This is a genomic window from Chania multitudinisentens RB-25 (assembly GCF_000520015.2).
GTDB classification, from domain to species: Bacteria; Pseudomonadota; Gammaproteobacteria; order Enterobacterales; family Enterobacteriaceae; genus Chania; species Chania multitudinisentens.
The window spans coordinates 4350839-4371403 of sequence record NZ_CP007044.2 but is presented as its reverse complement, the minus strand read 5'-3'; the positions used below and the strand labels follow the sequence as shown (position 1 = coordinate 4371403).

The window sequence follows — 20565 nt, the reverse complement described above, 5'->3', positions numbered from 1 at the left end:
ATTCATGTCAGGTAAGCGGTATCATGACCGTGTTTTGGTAAGCGGGGCGGGCGCACAGCTGCTGATACCAGCGCTCCATGTGCGGGCGTGGTTGGCGTTTAATCGGCATTTCAAACCAGGCATAGATAAAGCTGCCGAGTGGGATATCACCGATGCCGAAGGCTGCGCCGGAAAGATAGGGCTGTGTTGCCAGCGTTTGCTCAATGATAGTGAAGTGTTGTTCCAGTTCGGCGGTAGCGGCTGCAATGGCGGCATAATCACGCTGTTCGGCTGGCGTGCGCACCAGGCCCCAAAATACGGTACGGAATGGGGCGACGATGGTTGACGTGGCCCAGTCCATCCATTTTTCTGCGGCAGCGCGCGTTGGCAGATCCTGCGGATAAAACGGTGCCTGGCCGAACTTGGCTGCCAGATAGCGCACAATAGTATTGGATTCCCACAGGACAAAATCGCCGTCTTGCAGCAGTGGCACCAATCCGTTGGGATTGAGTGAGCGATAGAGCTCCTCGTTCACTTTGCCATAAGGCCCCCCGGCGTTGATATGGTTATAATTCAGCTCCAACTCTGCGGCACACCAGAGTGCTTTTTTGACATTATTCGAGTTTGCCCGGCCCCAGATGGTCAACATAAAACCCCTCCGTATGTGTGAGAAAGTGACGCTAAGCAGTGCCTCTAGAGGACACGGCTTACTACACCTACCTGATAAAACGGTGTTTGTCACACGGAAAGGCATTTTTTGCCATTTAGCACCGTCCTCTGTGGCGTGTTTTCTCCATTCACCAACAGGGGGAGTATTATGACTAATTAGTAGAAATGACGAAAATTACCACATGGCATTGAACCGGGTAATACGAATCGGGGGGAACTCAAATGAATTAATAATTTAATCACCTCTTAAAAGGCAACTGAAAATATAAAAATAGCGGTGGTAAAAATTCAGGTGAATGCTTTTTTGAATTTTAATAACCATGAATTTATCATCGCCAAAATATATTAAAAACTATTTCTTGAATTTAATATAAGTAACCTCTCTTTATGCTGCGTGAAATTTCCCAAGAATTATCCGTAAATATGGTTGTGAAAGATTTAGCATTGGTTGAAAATAGGAGCTTATGCCTGAAATTAACTTATTAATTAGAATTAACCTCTGCTTTTTTACTTTTATCAAACGTGGTGCACTATAATATCAATGGTATTTTTGAAATTAAATAAAGTAATAACAAATTGAAATATAACGATAATTGTATTTTGTTGATAGTGTTTATGATACCGGAATGCATCATTTTAGTGATTTTACTGGCCTTGGGGGATATTTTTTCAATGTGTTAATACTGAATGTTATCCTCTTTCAGCACTTGGCTTTATCGAGTAATCAGAGGTTAGCTAAAAAATAAACACATTTAAAATATTAGTGTTGAGTTTTTTTTTAATTTAATGATAATTCAAAATACCGATGGGTGGGGCTCTGGCAATAACAACTTTTTGTATGGGAATTTTGCCGAACATAACTGAGTTTATATTAGCTCAGTCAGGTAATAATTATGTTTTAAATGGCTAGCGTTGCAGAACTCGGTGTCACTCTTCGTTAATCAAGGGAAGGAAAAGGATGCCTTCTTTCATATACCAAGTTAAAGGATTCTGCTTGGCAATATTAATCATTGCCTGAATAAACGTGATGCTGCGTGGGTAGGGATCATTTTTATTGGCATAGATTAGTATTTCTGGTTTTTTTCGTTGTTAATTAACGTGTTAAGGATAAAGAAAGCATGAAACTGAATAACATTGCTCTGGCTACAGTTCTGTCTCTGGGGATGGTGTCTTTGGCAAACGCAAATGAAGGGTCAGGCGTTGTGAAATTTACGGGCCAGGTCATTGATGCGCCTTGCTCTATCGCGCCGGAAAGCACCGATCAGACCAGAGACTTTGGCCAGGTAGCGAACGTGTCGCTGGTGAACGGCGGCAAATCCAGGGCTCAAAACTTTGATATCAGGCTACAGGGCTGCGATCTCTCTGGTGCCAAGAACAAAGTGCAGGTGACCTTCAGCGGTTCAGCGGGTGGGGCTACGGGTGCAACTAATACCCTGCTGGCTATCAGCGGTGTTCGTGGTGCGAGTATTGCTATGTTTGATGGTTCTAACCAACCGATCACGCTGGGGACTGCTACCACCGTTCAGAACCTGCTGGCTGGGGATAACATCCTGAGGTTCTCTGCTTATCTGCAAGGGCACACGGGTACAACGGTGGCGGATATTGAAGAAGGTGATTTCAGCGCAATCACCAACTTTACGTTGGCATACAACTAAACGTGAATGTGACTGCATGCGGGAACCGCATGCAGTCTTTGTTGATCTTGCCTGTTACGGGAGCCTGGATGTTAGGGAATATATTGACTCGCGCTTCACTATTGCCCTTGGTATGGGCTGTTTCTCTACCGTCAGCCTGGGGGATGAACCGCATTAATATGAACGGAACAATCGTTGTCCCCGCCTGCAATATTGATGTGAAAAGCCGTGACCAGGTTATTGAGATGGGGGTGCTGCCCTTTGAGCAGATAGTCAATAACAGTCAGGCATTGGCACGTCCTTTCAGTATCGGGCTGGTAAATTGTGCGCTGAAGCATGCAGGCGATAACATCTTGATCAGGCAGCATTTTCGCGCCACGTTTGATGGGCGTAATGACGGTGGATATTTTGGTGTTGAAGGGGAGGCCCGAGGCGTTGCACTGGCACTGAGTGATGCACTGGGTAATGAAGCTACTCCCGGTGAAGCATTGCCGCCGCAGATACCGGTATTACAGGCTAAGGAGATGCAGCTGCACTACACCGCACGTATGGTGAGCAACAATCAGCCGTTGCAGGCCGGCACTTACAATGCCCTAGTGCGCTATCAGTTGGAATACCACTGAGCAGCACGCCGGACATGATGATGGGCTATTTGCGCATATTAAGAAATTGGCTTCCCAGAAGGGTGTTTCCTGCAATAACAATCATAACGCCTGGGAAAGTCATTAACGCATACAAGGTCAATGGATGATGAGCATTCCACGTGTAGGAGTATCAGTTCCACGTACCCGTTTGTTGCCGTTACTGATTGCGCTGGCACTGGCGAATGGCAAGGCATCTGCGGCCGGGCCTATCGAATTCAATACCGATGTGCTGGATGTACAAGACCGCAGCAATATTGATTTGGGGCGTTTTGCCCGCGCAGGCTATGTGATGCCAGGTGAATACAGCCTGGTGGTCAATGTTAATCAACAAGAATTGCCAGAACAATCGATCCCGTTTTACCCGGCGGAAAAGGACGCAACCAGTACGGAAGCCTGCCTTTCACCGATATTGGTAGAGCAGATGGGGCTAAAGGAAGAATTTACCCGTCAACTGGTCTGGTGGCATAACGGTCAGTGTCTGGCGATCGCCAGTCTTGAAGGGATGACGGTGCGCCCTGATTTAGGCAGCAACACGCTGTATCTCAGTATTCCCCAGGCTTATCTGGAGTACAGCGCCGCCGATTGGGACCCGCCTGCGCGCTGGGATGATGGCATTCCTGGGTTGCTGCTGGATTACAACCTCAACGCGCAGAATCAGCGCCAGACGCAAAATGGCAATGTGCAGAAGGGGTATAACCTGAACGGTAACGGCGTGGTGGGGGCCAACGCGGGAAGCTGGCGGTTGCGTGCCAGTTGGCAGGGGCAAATCGATCATCAGACCGGCTCAGGGCAGCCGACCCGGCGAAATTTCGAATGGACACAGTACATCGCCTACCGGGCGATACCACGGTTACGCGCCAAGCTGACGGTGGGCGAGGATTTCCTGAATTCCGACATTTTTGACAGTTTCCGTTACACCGGTTTTGGCTTGGTGAGCGATGACGCCATGCTGCCACCCAACCTGCGCGGCTATGCGCCGGAAGTCAGTGGAGTGGCGCGTACCAACGCCCGCGTAGTGGTCAGCCAGCAAGGACGGGTGCTGTATGAAACGCTGGTGGCGGCCGGGCTGTTCCGTATTCAGGATTTGAGCAATACCGTCTCCGGGCTGATGGATGTGCGGGTTGAAGAACAGGATGGCAGCGTACAGGCGTTCAGCATCAATACGGCCAGTATTCCTTACCTGACGCGGCCGGGCATGCTGCGCTACAAACTGGCCAGCGGCCGGCCGACCGACTGGCGGCACCGCACACAGGGCCCGCTGTTTGGCAGCGGTGAATTCTCCTGGGGGATCAACAATGGCTGGTCATTGTTCGGGGGTGGTGTGGCCGGTGATGAGTACAACGCCTTGGCGCTGGGGATCGGCCGTGATCTGATGGCGTTTGGCGCATTATCGTTTGACGTGACGCAGTCATGGGCGCGTTTGCCACGGCAGGAATCTCTGTCAGGGGGCTCGTACCGCCTGCGTTATTCGAAGAACTTCGATCAGATTAGTGGGCAGGTGACCTTTGCCGGCTACCGCTTCTCGGAACGCAGCTTTATGACCATGAGCGAGTTTATTGAAGCGCGCAACCTGGGCACCCGCAGCCAGAACAGCAAAGAAATGTACTCGGTGTCTTACAGCCAGCAGTTCGTTGGTATCGGGCTGATGGCCAACCTGAACTATGACCACCAGACTTACTGGGATCGGGATGCCAACGATCGCTATAGCCTGTCGCTGATGCGTTACTTTGATTTCGGCCGCTTCAAGAACCTCAGCCTGTCGATGACCGGTTACCGCAATCAATACAATGGGTTGAATGATGATGGGGTGTTCCTGTCGCTGTCGCTGCCTTGGGGCAACTATGACTCAATGAGCTACAGCGGCACGCTAGACCGTAATGACAACACACACCGGGTGAGTTACACCGCCCGTGTGAATGATCGTGACAGCTATCAGGTGAGCAGCGGCTGGACCCGCAAAGGTGCGCTGGCGAGCGGCTTCTATAACCACCAGGCGGATTGGGCGCAGATTAATGCCACCGCCAGTACTCAGGTCGGGAGCTACAGCGTGGTGGGGTTGGCTTTGCAGGGGGGGATGACCGCGACCCGTGAAGGGGCGGCGCTGCACCGGGGGGCAATACATGGTGGAACTCGTCTGCTGGTTGATACCGACGGGGTGGCGGGGATCCCCATTAGTAACTATGGCGCACCGGTGCTGACCAACCGTTTCGGCAAAGCGGTGGTAGCGGATATGAACAACTATTACCGCAACCAGGTAAGTATCGTTCTTGACCAGTTGCCGGAGAATGCCGAAGCGACGAAGTCGGTGGTGCAGGCGACTTTGACCGAAGGGGCGATAGGCTACCGCCGCTTTGACGTCGTTGCGGGGGAAAAAGCGATGGCGGTGATCCGGCTGGCGGACGGCACCATGCCGCCCTTTGGGGCCACCGTGCAGAATCGGAAAAAACGCGATGTGGGGATCGTCAACGACGGTGGCAGCGTGTACCTGAGCGGCATTGAACGCGGTGAGATGATGACGGTGCATTGGGATGAACAGGCGCAGTGCGAGTTGACATTGCCTACTGAACTGCTGGCTGACGGAATGAGTGAACTGCTGTTGCCATGCCGGGCGATAGCCCCGAAAACAGAGACCACAGACCTGGCCACCGTGCAGGCGACGGTGGAGACAAGACGATAAATGGAACATGAGATGAAGAGAAACAATATAGGGATGGTGTTGGCTAGCGGAACCTTGCTGTGTGCAATGACGGCACAGGTTCAGGCGGCCATTGCGCTGGATCGTACCCGGATTATCTTTGCCGGGGGAGATAAGTCCATCAGCCTGAGTGTGAAAAATGACAATCTGCAATTACCGTACCTGGCACAGGGTTGGATAGAAGATGCCGCAGGTAATAAGGTGACCAGCCCGTTGGCCGTGCTGCCGCCGGTGCAGCGCATTGAAGCGGGGGCGAAAAGCCAGGTAAAAATTCAGGCGTTGCCGGTGGTGAGCCAACTGCCGCAGGACCGGGAAACCTTGTACTACTTTAACCTGCGTGAAATCCCGCCAAAGAGCGATAAGGCGAACACCTTGCAGATCGCGCTGCAAACGCGCATCAAGCTGTTTTATCGGCCCAAGAGCCTGATGAAGACTACCGCAGAGATGGCGACACCCTGGCAGGAACAACTGACCCTAACGAAGCAGGGCGATAAATATGTGGTTAATAACCCAACGCCTTATTACGTGACGCTGGTGGATGCGGGGAGCCAGAAGGGGATAAGTGCACCAGGTTTTGAACCGCTGATGCTGGATCCGAAGAGCAGCGCCCCGTTGGGGGTAGGCATTGCTGTATTGGGCGATTCACCGGCGTTGACCTACGTCAACGACTATGGTGGCCGCCCGGTACTGACGTTCCGCTGTGGCGGAACCGGTTGCCAAGTGGTGTCGGAGAAAAAGGGTTAAGTGCAAGTCGGTCATGACGGGTGGCAGGAAAAGGCATGGCTCATGTCTGCTAGGAGAGAACGTATGCAACATTATTATCCTGTTCCGGGCGGGCATTGTCAGGGGGAAATGAAACCGAGGCGTGTGGGGCTCTGTTACACCGTAGGGCTCTGGTACGCTTTGCTGACACTTGCCCCGGCCAACGCCAATATGCCGGTAAATATCAGAGGGACGGTGATCGTTCCTCCGCCTTGTACGATTAATAATAACCAGACTATTCAGGTGGATTTCGGTGATGAGGTGATGACCAGCCGTATCGATGGCGTTAACTATAAACAGGCAATTACTTATAGCCTGAGCTGCGATATCCAAAAATCCAATAATCTGCAAATGCGCATACAGGGCAATGGGGCCAGTTTTAATCTGGGTGTATTGAGAACCAATAAAACCGAGCTGGGCATCGCATTGTACCGGGGCACACAACCGCTAAATATCAACACCTGGTTTAATTATACCTATCCCAGCCAGCCTGTGCTGTATGCAGTACCCGTCAAGCGGAGCGGCACAAACTTGACGGGCGGGGAATTTACCGCCTCTGCGACGTTATTAATTGATTATCAGTGAACACCGGGAGGCATAAATCATGCGGATTTTTTTGTTATCCCTGCTGGTGGCGGGGTTGGGCAGTTATTTACCGGTGGCGCTCGCAGCGGGGGGCGATATGACATTTCGTGGAACACTGATCGAGCCTCCTCCCTGTTCCATCAACAGTGGCAATAACATCTTTGTGGATTTCGGCGAACGAGTCGGGATTAAAAAGGTCGATGGCGTTAATTATATGCAGGGCATTAATTATACGCTGGTCTGCGAACCTAATACCTATGGTTGGGTGTTGAAACTGAAGCTGATGGGCAGCAGTACTGCGTTTGATAATGCGGCGGTGCAAACCAATATCAGCAATCTGGGAATTAAGATCCTGCGTGATGACCAGCCGTTTGTACTGGGCAGCGATATCAGCATTACGCCGGCTAACAAACCGCAATTGAAGGCCGTGCCTGTGCAACGGCCGGGCGTATTGTTAAACGAAGGCCCTTTTGAAGCGGTAGCAACGCTGCTGGCCGACTACCAATAATAGGGGAACAGAGGATGCGATTTTCAGCGCGGTTACTGTGTATGTTGGTTGCTTTACCCGGCCTTTCTCTGGCTGCCGATAATCTACGTTTCAAAGGGGCATTAGTCGCAGAACCCTGTACGTTACGGGTAGCTGATGAAAACCTCAGTGTCGATTTTGATGTGATCGTAGATAAATACCTGTATCGCAATGGCCGCACTCTTGGGCAACCACTGGTGCTGCATTTGAATGATTGTGATATCAGCCTGGGCAATATGGTCAAGCTCACCTTTTCCGGTATTGAAAATACCAAACTGCATGGGTTATTGGCGATATCGGGTGCAAGCCAGACCAGCGGAATTGCCATTGGTATCGAAACAACGCAGGGCAATCTGGTGGCGTTAAATACGGCCAGTTATAACCAGGGGTTGGTTGCGGGGAATAATACGCTCAACCTGCGTGCCTATGTGCAAGGGGAACCCGAAGCGATTACCAAGAAAACGATTACCCCGGGTAACTTTAGCGCCAGTGCAACGTTTTTATTGGAATATGAGTAGCCGGTAATACGGTTTACCCCGATGCCAACAATGTCACTTATTAATACACGATGAATTAAGGATAATCACAGGGGCGTTTATGAAAGCCATTCGTATTATTTTTTGGGCTGTCACCATGTTGACAGCGTATAGCGCCCAGAGCGCGATTTATTCTTATATCACTGAAAGTGATGGGGTACCCACAAGTGCTAGATATTGGTGGACTATTGAATATTGGGATACTGTCGATTCAACGCCGAATCCCTGTTATCGCTGGTCACAATGCACAGTATTTATCGGCCACCGCCACAGCGATGCGGGTGGAGCAGGGCCCGGTGTTTCAGAGAGAGGAGAATTTGTTGATGGTGTCAATCATTATGCAACGGTAGGCGAGGTGGGAGCCGCTTTTCGGCGTGTGCATTTTCTACCACGTAGCGGAACCCAGAATCACTTTGGCCCTGCCGTTACTCAGGAATGTGTCGGGATATTTTATAAATGGTCAACAGGTACCGCCAATGCGGAGGGGAGTCGCATGATGCCCAGCAGTTTATGCGGTATCGTTCCGCCGCCGGTGGGTAGATGTGAATTTACCGAAACCAGCGTTGAATTGACGCATGGCCAGATCCAATTGAAAAATATTGAAGGGCATCAGGCGCGGCAGACCGGCTACATCCGCTGTACACAAGATATGGATGTCATGGTTTATGCCGCAGGGGCGGGCGGTAATGGCCTGGTAAACCTCAGAAGTGATAGGAGCCTGCAATCTCACTTGACCATTGGCGGAGTGAATGGCGCAACAGGGATCAGAATACATGCTTTAGCGGGTATCAAGATGCCAGTGGAGTTTATGTCTACGCTGACGAAAACAGGCAACGTAGAAGCAGGTGATTTCTTCGGTTCGGCTACGGCTATTCTGACGATGCCTTAACTGTGCTCTCAATTGTGCATGAGTAACTTTGGTAGTTATGCGCAGCATTGTCTAATTAAAAATAGATGTATTGAGAAAATAAAGCACGAAGCTAAATGTTCTGAACACTTATTTTAAAAGGTATAGGCAACGTCTCTTTACATTGTAGGAAATTTCTTTAATTACAGTTGGAATATATAACAGCAAGATGATGAAAATGTATCTTTCTTTATTGCATTGATTTGTAAGGTGATTTATTTCGATGGGAGAGAGTGTGTCGGGTGGTTTTTTGGTGTAGCATGATAATTAATATGAGTTGTAAACAATTTAATTTAATTTTTGTTTTTAATTCTTTAAATATATATAGACAAGTTTACATAATATTCTTTATTATTCACCACCTCACCAATCTGGTGTTAAATTTTAATCAAACATAAAGGAATTTAAAATGACTAACGTCAAAACCCTTCTGTTAATAACAGCTATGACAGCAATGTCGTCCAGTGCTTTTGCTCAAAGCATTTCAGCAACGGGGTCAACGCTTGCTAGCGCCGAAGCAAAAATTGCCGCACAAGCGCAAAAAGCGGGTGCCGCATACAAAATTACCAGTGCTCAAATGAACAATCAGGTTTATATGACCGCTGAGCTGACTGCAAAGTAATCATTTAAACAACCAATAGCCCTATATTAAGGAATTAGAAATGAAGAATGTTAAAACTACCCTGCTGGTAGTCGCTCTGGTGGCCTTATCGTCCAGCGCTTTTGCTCAAAGCATTTCAGCAACAGGATCAACGCTTGCTAGCGCAGAAGCCAAAATTGCGGCCCAGGCGCAAAAAGCGGGTGCCGCATACAAAATTACCAGCGCTCAAATGAACAATCAGGTTCATATGACAGCAGAACTCCTTACTGACCAGTAAATAAACATTTGCGTCATTGGTTTGTAGAAAGATGTATTGGTTATCATCATGTGGTATGAAGAAAACTCCATAGTTATCTTGCGATGATAAAATCAGGTCATATCGGTTTCTTGTTAGAAAAAGCATTTCATATAAGAAAAATCCTACAAAATAAAAAGACGTTGCTTATGTTTGTCGTAGAGGTGGCTCTCTATGATCAGCTTCAAGGTAGGGATGTTGATTAACGGGATAAAGTAGAGCGTTCGGTGTGCGCTTTATTATGCTCATTTGTTTATGAGTATGCCCTGTTATTCATATATTAATTAATTCGTGCTGCAGGAAGGTGGTAACGCGATACATTCCAACGTATTTGCCTAAGGCGATTATTGGAGTGTATAGGAGAACCATACCTGCAACTTGAAATATAGCGAATATAAGTATTAGCTGACCGTTATTGGTTTTCTCAATATTGTTATTGCAGACATCAAATCAAAGTTACATTAATTTTTTAAATAAAGTAAAGTTATCTACTTTACAATCCTATTGCAAATATAAGGTGCAATGTTATTCATTGCCTCCTTATCATATAGATGAGATTTTTATGATGAAAAAAATGAATTTATTAAAGATAGCCGTTCTTTCAACCTGTTTAATTAACCTGCCTGCATTTTCTGCTGAAAATAAACCTGATGATTTCTCTACGACATCAGATGCGAATGCTGATAAGCGGATCAACAAAAGTTTAGAAGAGTTTAAAGCAGAAAGAGAGCAGGTAGAAAAAAACCTGCGAAATTTTGATGACTTGGATTTCAATGTTTATAGTCACCAAAAGTGGGATGAAATGAACAGAAGCCATGCCGAAGATATCATTGTTAATTATCCCGATGGCACCAAAACCTATGGTCTAAAAGAACACCTTGATAGATCAAAGAAAATATTTGCTTTTGCCCCTGATACTGAAAACCCGATTCACCACGTGCGTATTGGCCAGGGTAACTACACGGCAGTTACCGGTGTCTGGCGTGGCACATTCACTAAGCCAATGGTGTTGTCGGATGGTACTGTGATCCAACCGACAGGTAAGCGCTTTGAAATCGAGATGGCGACCATTGGCCGGTGGAATGAGCAAGGGACAATGGATGAAGAGTGGTTGTTCTACGATGACTATACTTTTATGAAGCAATTAGGGTTGTTGAAATAACAATTTTTTCTTCTGTAAATACTTCCTGTTGCAGTAATGGCGCTCAAAGTTCAGAGTGCCAGAGCATGTAAAAGTGTTCGTACCATTGCCTGTTTTTGATAGGTTGCTGTTGGTGTCAAAAGCAGGCAAATGGTAGCGGAAAAATGTATAACGCTCGTTGTTGAACGGGGTATGCATGAGTGCCTGAGCAGCATCAGAACCACACACTTCACTGCCCATTCTTTGATATCCAGTATCAGACCAGCAGCGCTCTCAAGCCGTTGGAACTCCCCACCGCCATGGCTGTGCCTCGTTTTACAATTGCTGATATTCATCCCCAATCACGCCAGCTTGCCGGAACAGCAACCGGGAGTGGGGTGGAAAGCCGCTATCGTTATTCACCATTTACCGCTGCATGCCAGATGGCACAATTTTTAGTCGATTTGCCCGCCGAAACGTACAGTTATGTAAAAATGCAGAAAAATCAGGCTAATCCCTGCAAGAATGAGATAAAACGAATAAACTCACAGCATGGAGCACACAAATTACAGTGCAGAAGCATACGGGAGCAGCAAAGGTTTTGCGGTTGGCAGCGCGGTATCAAACCACTTTCGTGGGCTGGCTGAAAGCGTAAATATATTTAATGACTCAATGAGTTACATGGACATTCTGGCGACGTCATGATGAAAAAAAACTTTTCCGCTTATCTTAAAGAATTGACCCTCGGTGCAGGCGTTATGTTATCGGTTGTGTCTGTTGTTCAGGCTGCAGAAGCGCCAGCCGCTCCGCAAATTGATGCTAAAGCTTATGTACTGATGGATTACAACAGCGGCAAGATCCTGGCAGAGGGCAATGCTGATGCGCGTCTCGACCCTGCCAGTTTAACCAAAATCATGTCCAGCTATGTGATCGGCCAGGCGGTGAAAGCGGGTAAAATCAAACCAGACGACTTGGTGACCGTTGGCAAAGATGCTTGGGCAACGGGTAATCCGGTGCTGCGAGGTTCTTCGCTGATGTTTATCAAACCGGGCGACCAGGTGCCCGTGTCGGAACTGAATAAAGGTATCGTCATTCAATCAGGTAACGATGCCAGTATCGCGTTGGCGGATTATGTCGCCGGGAGCCAGGATTCATTTGTTGGGTTGATGAATAACTATGCCAAATCTCTTGGCCTGCAAAATACGCATTTCCTGACGGTGCATGGCCTGGATGCCGAGGGGCAATACAGTACGGCACGCGATATGGCGTTGTTGAGCCAGGCGCTCATCCGTGATGTACCGGACGAATATGCGCTTCATAAAGAGAAAGAGTTCACCTTCAACAAAATCCACCAGATAAACCGCAACCGTCTGTTGTGGAGTAGCAATCTGAATGTGGATGGTGTCAAAACCGGCTATACCGGTGGGGCAGGCCATAATCTGGTGGCGTCCGCAACTGATGGCCCGATGCGCCTGATTTCAGTGGTATTAGGGGCGCCGAGCGACCGTGTGCGTTTCAGTGAAAGTGAGAAATTGCTGACTTGGGGGTTCCGCTTCTATGAAACCGCGATCCCGATCAAGGCTGACAAGACCTTTGTTACCCAGAAAGTGTGGTTTGGTGATGTGGGGGAGGTGCCATTGGGGGTAGCAAAAGATGCTGCCGTTACTATTCCTAAAGGGCAGATGAAAAACCTGAAAGCCAGTTATAAACTCAATCAGCCGGCCCTGGAAGCGCCATTGGCGAAAAATCAGGTCGTGGGCAGCATCGACTTTCAGCTCGATGGTAAAACCATTGAACAACACCCGCTGGTGGTAATGCAGGAAGTTAAAGAGGGGAACTTCTTCAGCCGCATATGGGACTTTGTGATGATGAAGCTGAGCCAGTGGTTTGGGGGGATTTTCGGTTAGAAGTCATGCGGGTGCACACCAGTGAACCCGCAGCTCAGGATAAAAAAGAGCCCGAAACTATGCGGGCAGGGTGTAAAGGTCAGGCAAAAGCAAATTATACGGCTGCCCCTCTACCACAAAAATCAGGTTCTGGCCTTGCTGTTGATAAGTGACCGACAGCGGATTTGACCGCGCTGAAGGAATCAGCAACGTCACAAGCTGGTGGTGTTTACTGCGGCGGCTCTGCGCATGGAGTTGCCAATGAGGAGCTAATCCAGCAATCTCTTGCACATCAATACCAGCAAAACCGCAGTGATTCTTCAGTTCGAGTGGCCCGGAAGAACAGTAGACAAACTCCCCCTGCAACATCGCCCGTTGACCTTGATAACAAAAACGTTGATTGCTCAATTGGCAGGCATCCAGCGTGTGCAGTAACCACTGGAAGTCGGCCTCTTCGCGTAACAGCAGATGATCAACCACGATAAAATAGCGTTGCTGAATAAAATGCACGTCTCGCTGATAGCGGATTAATTCAGGAACTGCATGGTGATAAGCGGCGGTTGCATCCATCTCAATAATCACGGACTGATTATCTTGTCGGGCTGAAAGCAGACGACCCGCATAGGCCAGGTTATCGCGTTTATTCCTATCGGCATATTGCCCATGCCCATTAATCAATAAGGCGTTTTTCGACCGGGTTTGCCGACGCCAATCCAGATGCATGGCGGAGCCGAAATGTGCGTAATAGCCACTCTGGATTGCCAGATCTTCGCCATAGGCATACAGCAAAAACGCGGCCTGATCGGCATGGCTGTGGCTCAACGCCCCGAAAGGGCTACATTTGCTGATCCATTGAATATGCTGCTGCGGATCGGCCATATTTTGCTGAATCGCTACCCAGCCAATTGCCGGAAACTGATGTAATAACGGTAAATCATCGGGCGTTTTAGCACTGACCTGCGGAAAATCATGCAGATATTGCAGGCTGTCGGAATTAAAGTCCCACCAGCCATAGTTATAAAACTCCATGGCGCTGCCGTTATCCTGTTTCCGCAGTTGCTCAAAATACCACTGGTAATAAGGGTTGCCGGTCACGCCAGCAAACTGGCGCAGGTTATAGCCCAATTTGAGACAAGGAAGATCGCCGAGCGTTGAATCATCGCCAAAACTGGCGCGACGGGTATCGGGAGCCTTGGTATAGAGTGGAAAGTGCCCGGTACGTTGAAAGAACGGGCGTTGATACAGATTATGGCCGGTAAATTTCAGGAGTAAATTGGCTGCCTCAATAAAATACGCCATCCCTGTCATCCAATAATGAGTCCCTTCAGCCCAGCCACCGTCATCGCCTCCCCAGGCAGGGTACAAAGCATCATAATAGTTAATGGCATAATCCAGCCATTCCTGTGCCTGAGGTTCTTCCCCCAGCAAGACAATGGAGCCAGGCACCATGACGGAGGCAATAGCCCGCACGGAATGGCTTTCATAAGGAGAGTAATGGATGCCGTCACCGTCAATGGCTTTTGCCGCCACCTGGCGTAGCCGGATCATCAATACCCGGCGGATCTGCTGCCGCTCCGCCGCCTGCAACTGTTGATAGAGCCAGTCATAACCCCAAGCGAGCGCGGCCGCGACGCGAAAAGCGGCTTCATCATTGTAATCCCGGCTGGTAGCACCGTCGGGTTCCCACGATGCCACGTGCAGTAACCACTGTTTGGCGCGGTTCAACAGCCCCCGATCGTTCAGGATTGTGCCAGCAATCGCCAGGTGGCGAATGGCGTACATGGCCTCCTGACAATCGAGATACATTTTCCGCCATAGTGCCGCAACGCGAATATCACCAGGGTATCGCAATGGTTCGGCGATAAGAGGGCGATCGATCCACGGTGCTACCGATTGGTCATAAAACGCCTGCCATTGACAGTAATCAGGGTTTTGTAGCAGTTGTTGAGCAAAGGCGCTGATCTCCGTGCGATTCAGCCACAGGCGGGGATGTGAAAGATCACAATCCCGGTAACGATGGTGGTGGGTTAGCGCAGGAACTTGTGGAAGGTGCTCCGGCAGCGAAAAGCGGCGTGACTCACTCCATTCTGAAATCTGGCGCTGTAGCGCGTTATCCCACAGGGCATAGCTCCAGCGGTATTCACCGGCGTTCAGGGTTTGATCGGGGCGATAGAAGCTGTTTTGAATCGCGCAGAATAACAGTTGCGCCCCGCTGCTCAGGCATTCAATCCGCAGCAGATAACAGTGCTTATCTGCTGAAGGAGGAAGCCAGCTAAAACTGGGCGGATTCTCACTGACCGTTTGGTTATCTGGTGCATAGGCGATGGTAATGGGGGTCGCTACCGGTTGGATTAAGGTCTGCATAATGATTCCCGGCGTGGGTGAAGATTGATGAGGAGAATACGGCCTGCCACTCTAAAGAATGACAGGCCGTGATACAGTCAGATAAAAGGGATTTCCTAAGGAGAGCTATGACTTATATTGACGATCATAGGCTTTTTGCATGACGGCCAGAACCTGATCCAGACCGCGTTGTTTTAGCTGTTTCTGGTAATTGTCCCAATCTTTCTGCGGATCTCGGGTGCCGATCACCCAGGCTTGCGCACTTTCATACATGAAGGTTTTCAGCTCTGGCCAGTATTTATCGTATATCTGACGTTCCTCTTGGGTCATGTTAACGCCGTCGAAGGCTGGGAGGTGGTAGTTACCTTTCTGGTACATATCAATGCCTGCCAACGCATCAGGAGAGGTCCATTGCCGTTCGTAGTCATAATCCATCCAATACCCAATCGGGATCTGCGCGCCTATATCGTAAAGTTGGTTATTGACCGGTTTTTCATTTTTCAGAACCGAATCCATAAACTGTGGTTTGCCATCTTTCATTTCGAAGGTTTTACCTTCAACACCAAAGTTGGCGATATTGCGCCCCTGCGGGCTGAAGTAGAAATCAAACAGCTTGATGGTTTCGATCGGATGCTGGTTCTTCACCGTAATCGCCCAGCCATCAGGACGCACGCGCTGGCGCGTATCTTCTTCCCAACGTTCCCCTTTGGTATTGGCGGGCGGGGCGATAGGGATCAATTTAAAACCAGGGATGTTTTTGGACATGGTGTCGTTGAAGGTCATGGTGCTGGCGAACCAATCATGCGTCATGCCGCCAACGTTTCCTCCAAACTGTTGTTCCCGTGAGCGGGCTTTACGGGTGAAAATTTCCGGGTCGATCAGCCCTTCCTTGTACCATTTTGCCACGCCGACCATCCCGGTCTTAAAGGCTTCTTCGGCGAATGGATGCTTGATCTTGCCGTCCTCGACATAGAAATCCAGGTAGTTATTGGAGCCGGAAGCTCTGGCTCCCCAGAAGTTGACCAAGCGGAATACTTCTTCCGGGTGGCGGTCAATAAAAGGCGTTTCATCTTTCTTGCCATTACCGTTAGGGTCCATTTCGCGGAACGCTTTCAAAACGGTATACAGTTCTTCGGTCGTTTGTGGCACTTTCAGGCCCAGTTTGTCCAGCCAATCTTGGCGGATAAAGTAACCACGCGCGGTGGCTCCGTCTGGAACGTAGGGAATAAAATAGAGGTTACCGTCGGGCGCGGTGATGGCTTTAGCAATTTCGGGATGAGCATCAAAGAAGGTTTTCAGATTGGGAGCATGCTTGGCAATCAGCTCATTCAGGGGAATAAAAGCCCCTTCCATGCCATAGCGGATAAAATTGTCTTTCAGATTATCACCACCGACGATGTCAGGCAGCTCATTGGACGCAAGCATCAGGTTGAATTGTTCAAGGCTGTTTGTCGCGGCTTTATTGGCCGTGCCTACCAGCTTCACGTTGGTCAGACGAGCGACTTCTTGTGCGACTGGCCAATTTTCATTCCATACCCATTTATCACGGAAATGCATGTGAATTTGCAGGGTTAACGGGTCTTGCACGATCCAGGTGGGTTCGGCCGCAGTGGCTGCCGATGCGCCCAGTGCGATATTCACCGCCAGTGCTGCCAGACAGATTATTTTTCTCATCCCTTAGTTCCTCCTATTTAAGTAATGACCAACCGTTATTTTTTATACTGCCTGTCATAGGCTTGCTGTACTAAAGTGAGAACCTGGTCGAATCCGCGTTTTTTCAACTGACGCTGATATTCATCCCAGGTTTTTTCCGGGTCCTGTGTACCCATTACCCACGACTGGCTCATTTCGAACATATAGGTTTTTATGTCTGACCAATATTTGTCATAGATCTCACGTTCAGCGGGGGTCATATTGACGCCAGGGAATTGCGGCAAGACATATTTTCCCTGGGTATACATTTCAATGCCTTTTAAGGCGATAGCATTGGTCCACTGTTTTTCGTAGTTGTAATCCATCCAATAACCGAGCGGGATTTGCGCACCGATATCATACATCTGGTTATTAACCGGTTTATCTGATGACAGAATACTGTCCATAAATACCGGCTTGCCCTCTTTCATCGTATATGTGACGCCCTCGGTACCGAAGTTCGACAAAATACGGCCCTTGGGGCTGAAGTAGAAATCAAATAACTTGATGGTGCTGACCGGATCTTTATTCAAGGCGCTAATTGCCCAACCATCGGGGCGAGGGATCTGGCGGGCATCCTCTTCCCAACGTTGCCCCAGACGATTAATCGGCGGTGGCATCGGCACCAGTTTAAAACCGGGAACGGACTTGCTTAAGGCACCGTTGAACAGGGCGGTGCTGGCGAACCAGTCATGGGTCATCCCACCCTGATTGCTGCCAAACAATTGTTCACGTGAACGCGCCTTCCGGGTGAAGATTTCCGGGTCGATCAACCCTTCCTTGTACCAGATACCGACCTGTTTGATGCCATCGCGAAAAGCGGATTCTGCAAAGGGGTGCTTGATTTTGCCGTCTTCAACATAGAAATCCATCCAGGTGTTCGAGCCGGTAGAGCGTGCGCCCCAGAAATTAACCAGCCGGAATACCTCTTCCGGATCGCGATTCAAAAAGGGGATTTCATCCGGCTTGCCGTTGCCATTCGGATCCTGCTCTTTAAACGCTTTCAGTACGCTGTACAACTCCTCAACCGTTTGTGGCATTTGCAGCCCGAGTTTATCCAGCCAGTCCTGGCGGATAAAATAACCGCGGGATACCTGCCCATCCGGCACGTAAGGAATATAGTAAATGTTGCCATCCGGTGCGGTAATTGCCCGCTTGACGTCAGGGTGGCTGTTGAAGAAAGCGCTCAGGTGAGGCGCATATTTTTCTATGAGGGGATTCAGCGGAATAAATGCCCCTTCCATACCGTAACGGATAAATTTATCTTTCAGATCGTTACCCGCCACAATATCGGGTAATTCTCCCGCTGCCATCATCAGGTTGAATTGTTCCTGGCTATTGGTTGAGGCCTTATTGGCCGTACCATGCAATTTCACATTGGTCAGGCGGAAGATTTCTTTAGCCACAGGCCAATTATCATCCCACACCCATTTGTCGCGGAAATGCATATGGATAGTGAGGTTGACCGGTTTATCGGCAACCCATGTAGTTTCCTTGGTGTCGGCATAACTGGTCATGCCGGTAATTAACAGCATAAATGCCATGGGATATAGGGTTTTTTTCATTAGTCGATCTCCACTATTCTATACCTGCCATCAGACAAGCCGCAGAAACATTGATTGTTGCTTTCCTGCCGATTGAGCGAGTTAGGGCATAGCCGCGTTCTTATTATTAACCAGAGGGCTAGGCTGTTACTCTTTAATACCGCCCAGCATGACGCCTTTGGTAAAGTATTTTTGTACAATTGGATAAACAATAATGACGGGAATTAACGACATGATAATAATGGCACCCACAACGGTTTCCATTGAATAGGTATTGGAAAGCAGAGCGCCGGCAAACTCCTCATTGACGTTTAAATCAACGATAGTTTTCTTTAAATATACCTGTAGCGGGATCTTTTCTTCGGTACGCAGCAGTACCATGGCCCAGAAGTAACCGTTCCAACGTGCAATGGCGCACAACAGTGTCACCGTTGCCAGGGCCGGTTTTGCCAATGGGATATAGACTTTCCACAGGATCTGGAAATCATTGGCGCCATCCATACGCGCTGCTTCTTCGAAAGAAGAGGGGATGGATTCAAAATAGTTGCGCATCAAGATGATATTGAAGGCGCTACAGGCGAAACCAATCAGGATACCGAAGCGGGAATCCAGTAACGCCAGATCGCGCATGTTCAGAAAGAATGGGATCATCCCTGCGTGAAACCACATGGTAAAAGCAATAAAGAAGCCAAAAACGCGGCGGCCTTTTAATCTGGCTTTTGACAGAGCATAAGCCCCCGGAACAATAAAGAACAAACTGGTGATGACGCCAAAAACGGTATAGAACAAGGTGTTGGCGTAAGATGTCCAGAACAGCCTGTCTTTGAATACTCGACCATATGCGGAAAAATCAATATCTACCGGGAACAGGAATACCCGCCCGGTGGTTACCGACGCACCGGTACTCATGGAGATCGATAACACATAAATGATCGGATAGAGCGCGGCGATACAGAAAATCACCAATAAAATACTGTTGGTTGCGCCGAATACTTTATCCGAGCGATTACTGAATGGAGTCGAGATCACGGTTAATGTCTCCAATGTATAATAAACAGGATTAATCAGCAGACGGCGAGCATGGTTGGCTGGCCGCCTGCTTGATAATCAAAATACGCCGGTGCGGGTAATACGACGGCTCATTGCATTGGCGAACAACACCACAATCAGGGCGATAACCGCGTTGAATATCCCCGCCGCAGTCGCGATATCATAGCGAGCACCCTGTAGCCCCAGGCGGTAGATATAGGTACTGATCACATCCGCAGTTTCAAACGTAGTAGGTTGATACAGCAGGATAATATACTCGAAACCGACTTCCAGGATGTTGCCCAGACGGATAACCAGCAAGACAGCAATGGTGGGCAGAATACAAGGTAAGGTGATTTTAGTGATCATCTGCAAACGGCTGGCGCCGTCCACCTGAGCGGACTCGTACAGGGCGGGATTAATCCCCATAATGGCGGCCAGATAGATAATTGAATCGAACCCGGCTTCTTTCCAGATATTGGAACCGACATAAATGGTACGGAACCATTCTGGCAAGGTCAGAAAATATATTCGCTCAAACCCGAAGGCACTGAGGATATTATTCACTACCCCGGTTCCCGGTGACAGAAATGTGACAACCAGGCCCGCAACGATAACGACAGAAATAAAATGAGGCAAATACAGGATGGTCTGTACTGACTTGCGGAAATTATTTGAGCGGATTTCATTTATCATCAGCGCCAGTAAAATCGGCACTGGGAAGGCAAACACCAGGGAATAGATACTCAATACTATGGTGTTGCGCACTGCCCGCAAAAATTGTTCACTGTGCAGCAGGGTAACAAAATGGTCGAAACCAATCCATGGGCTACCCTCAATGCCTTTCCAGGCACTGTATTGTTTAAAAGCTAATTGCATCCCTGTCATGGGTTTATATAAAAAGATTAAAAACCACAGAATCATCGGCAACAACATTAAATAAAGTATCAGATCGCGCTGGATACTTTTCTTAATACGCATAGAGAAGCTTTGGGTTTTTAAATATGCCCGGCTTTCATCCGTAAGCATTTTTTCTACTTCGGCATTCATTGTCATAGTATACCCTGTTACGCAGAGCTGTATAAGAATGGTTATTTACCGTAGAGCAAAGGGCGATG

20 protein-coding genes are annotated in these 20565 nt (G+C 48.8%); 14 read left to right on the top strand and 6 right to left on the bottom strand.

The window, feature by feature from the left end:
- Positions 1 to 7: 7 nt before the first annotated feature.
- Positions 8 to 628: a glutathione S-transferase family protein gene (locus Z042_RS19320; protein ID WP_024911832.1), complete on the bottom strand. Its 621-nt coding sequence runs from the start codon at positions 626 to 628 to the stop codon at positions 8 to 10.
- 1138 nt (positions 629 to 1766) lie between these two features.
- On the opposite strand from Z042_RS19320, the gene Z042_RS19315 reads away from it, so the two are divergent.
- The 14 genes from Z042_RS19315 (at position 1767) to Z042_RS19255 (ending at position 12860) form a co-directional block, all read left to right on the top strand.
- On the top strand, positions 1767 to 2303 hold the full coding sequence (locus Z042_RS19315) for a fimbrial protein (RefSeq protein WP_024911833.1): 537 nt from the start codon (positions 1767 to 1769) through the stop codon (positions 2301 to 2303).
- 16 nt (positions 2304 to 2319) lie between these two features.
- Positions 2320 to 2460, top strand: coding sequence for a hypothetical protein (locus tag Z042_RS26155; RefSeq protein WP_154667000.1), 141 nt, complete (start codon positions 2320 to 2322; stop codon positions 2458 to 2460).
- 1 nt (position 2461) lies between these two features.
- The gene (locus Z042_RS19310) at positions 2462 to 2905 is read left to right on the top strand and encodes a fimbrial protein (protein ID WP_154666999.1); all 444 of its coding nucleotides are present in this window, start codon (positions 2462 to 2464) and stop codon (positions 2903 to 2905) included.
- A gap of 124 nt (positions 2906 to 3029) precedes the next feature.
- Positions 3030 to 5603 carry an outer membrane usher protein gene (locus Z042_RS19305; protein WP_024911835.1) on the top strand — a complete coding sequence of 858 codons (2574 nt, stop codon included), beginning with the start codon at positions 3030 to 3032 and terminating at the stop codon, positions 5601 to 5603.
- A gap of 12 nt (positions 5604 to 5615) precedes the next feature.
- On the top strand, positions 5616 to 6365 hold the full coding sequence (locus Z042_RS19300; protein ID WP_024911836.1) for a fimbria/pilus periplasmic chaperone: 750 nt from the start codon (positions 5616 to 5618) through the stop codon (positions 6363 to 6365).
- Positions 6366 to 6428: 63 nt separating this feature from the next.
- Positions 6429 to 6968, top strand: coding sequence for a fimbrial protein (locus Z042_RS19295; protein WP_236849195.1), 540 nt, complete (start codon positions 6429 to 6431; stop codon positions 6966 to 6968).
- Positions 6969 to 6987: 19 nt separating this feature from the next.
- Entirely contained in the window at positions 6988 to 7476 is a 489-nt protein-coding gene (locus tag Z042_RS19290) for a fimbrial protein (protein WP_024911838.1), read from the top strand.
- Positions 7477 to 7490: 14 nt separating this feature from the next.
- On the top strand, positions 7491 to 8012 hold the full coding sequence (locus Z042_RS19285) for a fimbrial protein (RefSeq protein WP_037406170.1): 522 nt from the start codon (positions 7491 to 7493) through the stop codon (positions 8010 to 8012).
- Between the two features lie 79 nt (positions 8013 to 8091).
- Positions 8092 to 8919 carry an MrpH family fimbial adhesin gene (locus Z042_RS26150; RefSeq protein ID WP_024911840.1) on the top strand — a complete coding sequence of 276 codons (828 nt, stop codon included), beginning with the start codon at positions 8092 to 8094 and terminating at the stop codon, positions 8917 to 8919.
- A 463-nt stretch (positions 8920 to 9382) separates the two neighbouring features.
- Entirely contained in the window at positions 9383 to 9559 is a 177-nt protein-coding gene (locus Z042_RS19275) for a YdgH/BhsA/McbA-like domain containing protein (protein WP_417903542.1), read from the top strand.
- A gap of 40 nt (positions 9560 to 9599) precedes the next feature.
- On the top strand, positions 9600 to 9815 hold the full coding sequence (locus tag Z042_RS19270; RefSeq protein ID WP_024911842.1) for a YdgH/BhsA/McbA-like domain containing protein: 216 nt from the start codon (positions 9600 to 9602) through the stop codon (positions 9813 to 9815).
- A gap of 580 nt (positions 9816 to 10395) precedes the next feature.
- A complete protein-coding gene (locus Z042_RS19265) occupies positions 10396 to 10995 on the top strand; it encodes an ester cyclase (RefSeq protein ID WP_202901316.1) in 600 nt (199 codons plus the stop codon).
- Positions 10996 to 11174: 179 nt separating this feature from the next.
- Positions 11175 to 11600, top strand: coding sequence for a hypothetical protein (locus Z042_RS26145; protein ID WP_154666998.1), 426 nt, complete (start codon positions 11175 to 11177; stop codon positions 11598 to 11600).
- Positions 11601 to 11654: 54 nt separating this feature from the next.
- Positions 11655 to 12860: a serine hydrolase gene (locus Z042_RS19255; RefSeq protein WP_024911845.1), complete on the top strand. Its 1206-nt coding sequence runs from the start codon at positions 11655 to 11657 to the stop codon at positions 12858 to 12860.
- A gap of 57 nt (positions 12861 to 12917) precedes the next feature.
- Here the strand turns inward: Z042_RS19255 and Z042_RS19250 are convergent, their stop codons facing one another.
- The 5 genes from Z042_RS19250 to Z042_RS19230 form a co-directional block, all read right to left on the bottom strand.
- Entirely contained in the window at positions 12918 to 15203 is a 2286-nt protein-coding gene (locus tag Z042_RS19250) for a DUF4962 domain-containing protein (protein ID WP_024911846.1), read from the bottom strand.
- Between the two features lie 105 nt (positions 15204 to 15308).
- Positions 15309 to 16856 carry a type 2 periplasmic-binding domain-containing protein gene (locus Z042_RS19245; RefSeq protein WP_024911847.1) on the bottom strand — a complete coding sequence of 516 codons (1548 nt, stop codon included), beginning with the start codon at positions 16854 to 16856 and terminating at the stop codon, positions 15309 to 15311.
- A gap of 35 nt (positions 16857 to 16891) precedes the next feature.
- Positions 16892 to 18439, bottom strand: a complete 1548-nt coding sequence (locus tag Z042_RS19240) for an extracellular solute-binding protein (protein ID WP_081758428.1) — start codon at positions 18437 to 18439, stop codon at positions 16892 to 16894.
- Positions 18440 to 18565: 126 nt separating this feature from the next.
- Complete coding sequence (locus Z042_RS19235; RefSeq protein ID WP_024911849.1) at positions 18566 to 19447, bottom strand: carbohydrate ABC transporter permease; 882 nt, start codon at positions 19445 to 19447, stop codon at positions 18566 to 18568.
- A 78-nt stretch (positions 19448 to 19525) separates the two neighbouring features.
- Positions 19526 to 20503, bottom strand: coding sequence for an ABC transporter permease (locus Z042_RS19230; protein WP_024911850.1), 978 nt, complete (start codon positions 20501 to 20503; stop codon positions 19526 to 19528).
- Positions 20504 to 20565 lie beyond the last annotated feature (62 nt).

Excerpts from the sequence above, each read along its gene's own strand:
- Z042_RS19320 (WP_024911832.1), bottom strand. The coding sequence starts at position 628 with ATGTTGACCATCTGGGGCCGGGCAAACTCGAATAATGTCAAAAAAGCA.
- Z042_RS19315 (WP_024911833.1), top strand. The coding sequence starts at position 1,767 with ATGAAACTGAATAACATTGCTCTGGCTACAGTTCTGTCTCTGGGGATG.
- Z042_RS26155 (WP_154667000.1), top strand. The coding sequence starts at position 2,320 with ATGCGGGAACCGCATGCAGTCTTTGTTGATCTTGCCTGTTACGGGAGC.
- Z042_RS19310 (WP_154666999.1), top strand. The coding sequence starts at position 2,462 with ATGAACGGAACAATCGTTGTCCCCGCCTGCAATATTGATGTGAAAAGC.
- Z042_RS19305 (WP_024911835.1), top strand. The coding sequence starts at position 3,030 with ATGATGAGCATTCCACGTGTAGGAGTATCAGTTCCACGTACCCGTTTG.
- Z042_RS19300 (WP_024911836.1), top strand. The coding sequence starts at position 5,616 with ATGAAGAGAAACAATATAGGGATGGTGTTGGCTAGCGGAACCTTGCTG.
- Z042_RS19295 (WP_236849195.1), top strand. The coding sequence starts at position 6,429 with ATGCAACATTATTATCCTGTTCCGGGCGGGCATTGTCAGGGGGAAATG.
- Z042_RS19290 (WP_024911838.1), top strand. The coding sequence starts at position 6,988 with ATGCGGATTTTTTTGTTATCCCTGCTGGTGGCGGGGTTGGGCAGTTAT.
- Z042_RS19285 (WP_037406170.1), top strand. The coding sequence starts at position 7,491 with ATGCGATTTTCAGCGCGGTTACTGTGTATGTTGGTTGCTTTACCCGGC.
- Z042_RS26150 (WP_024911840.1), top strand. The coding sequence starts at position 8,092 with ATGAAAGCCATTCGTATTATTTTTTGGGCTGTCACCATGTTGACAGCG.
- Z042_RS19275 (WP_417903542.1), top strand. The coding sequence starts at position 9,383 with ATGACAGCAATGTCGTCCAGTGCTTTTGCTCAAAGCATTTCAGCAACG.
- Z042_RS19270 (WP_024911842.1), top strand. The coding sequence starts at position 9,600 with ATGAAGAATGTTAAAACTACCCTGCTGGTAGTCGCTCTGGTGGCCTTA.
- Z042_RS19265 (WP_202901316.1), top strand. The coding sequence starts at position 10,396 with ATGATGAAAAAAATGAATTTATTAAAGATAGCCGTTCTTTCAACCTGT.
- Z042_RS19255 (WP_024911845.1), top strand. The coding sequence starts at position 11,655 with ATGATGAAAAAAAACTTTTCCGCTTATCTTAAAGAATTGACCCTCGGT.
- Z042_RS19250 (WP_024911846.1), bottom strand. The coding sequence starts at position 15,203 with ATGCAGACCTTAATCCAACCGGTAGCGACCCCCATTACCATCGCCTAT.
- Z042_RS19245 (WP_024911847.1), bottom strand. The coding sequence starts at position 16,856 with ATGAGAAAAATAATCTGTCTGGCAGCACTGGCGGTGAATATCGCACTG.
- Z042_RS19240 (WP_081758428.1), bottom strand. The coding sequence starts at position 18,439 with ATGAAAAAAACCCTATATCCCATGGCATTTATGCTGTTAATTACCGGC.
- Z042_RS19230 (WP_024911850.1), bottom strand. The coding sequence starts at position 20,503 with ATGACAATGAATGCCGAAGTAGAAAAAATGCTTACGGATGAAAGCCGG.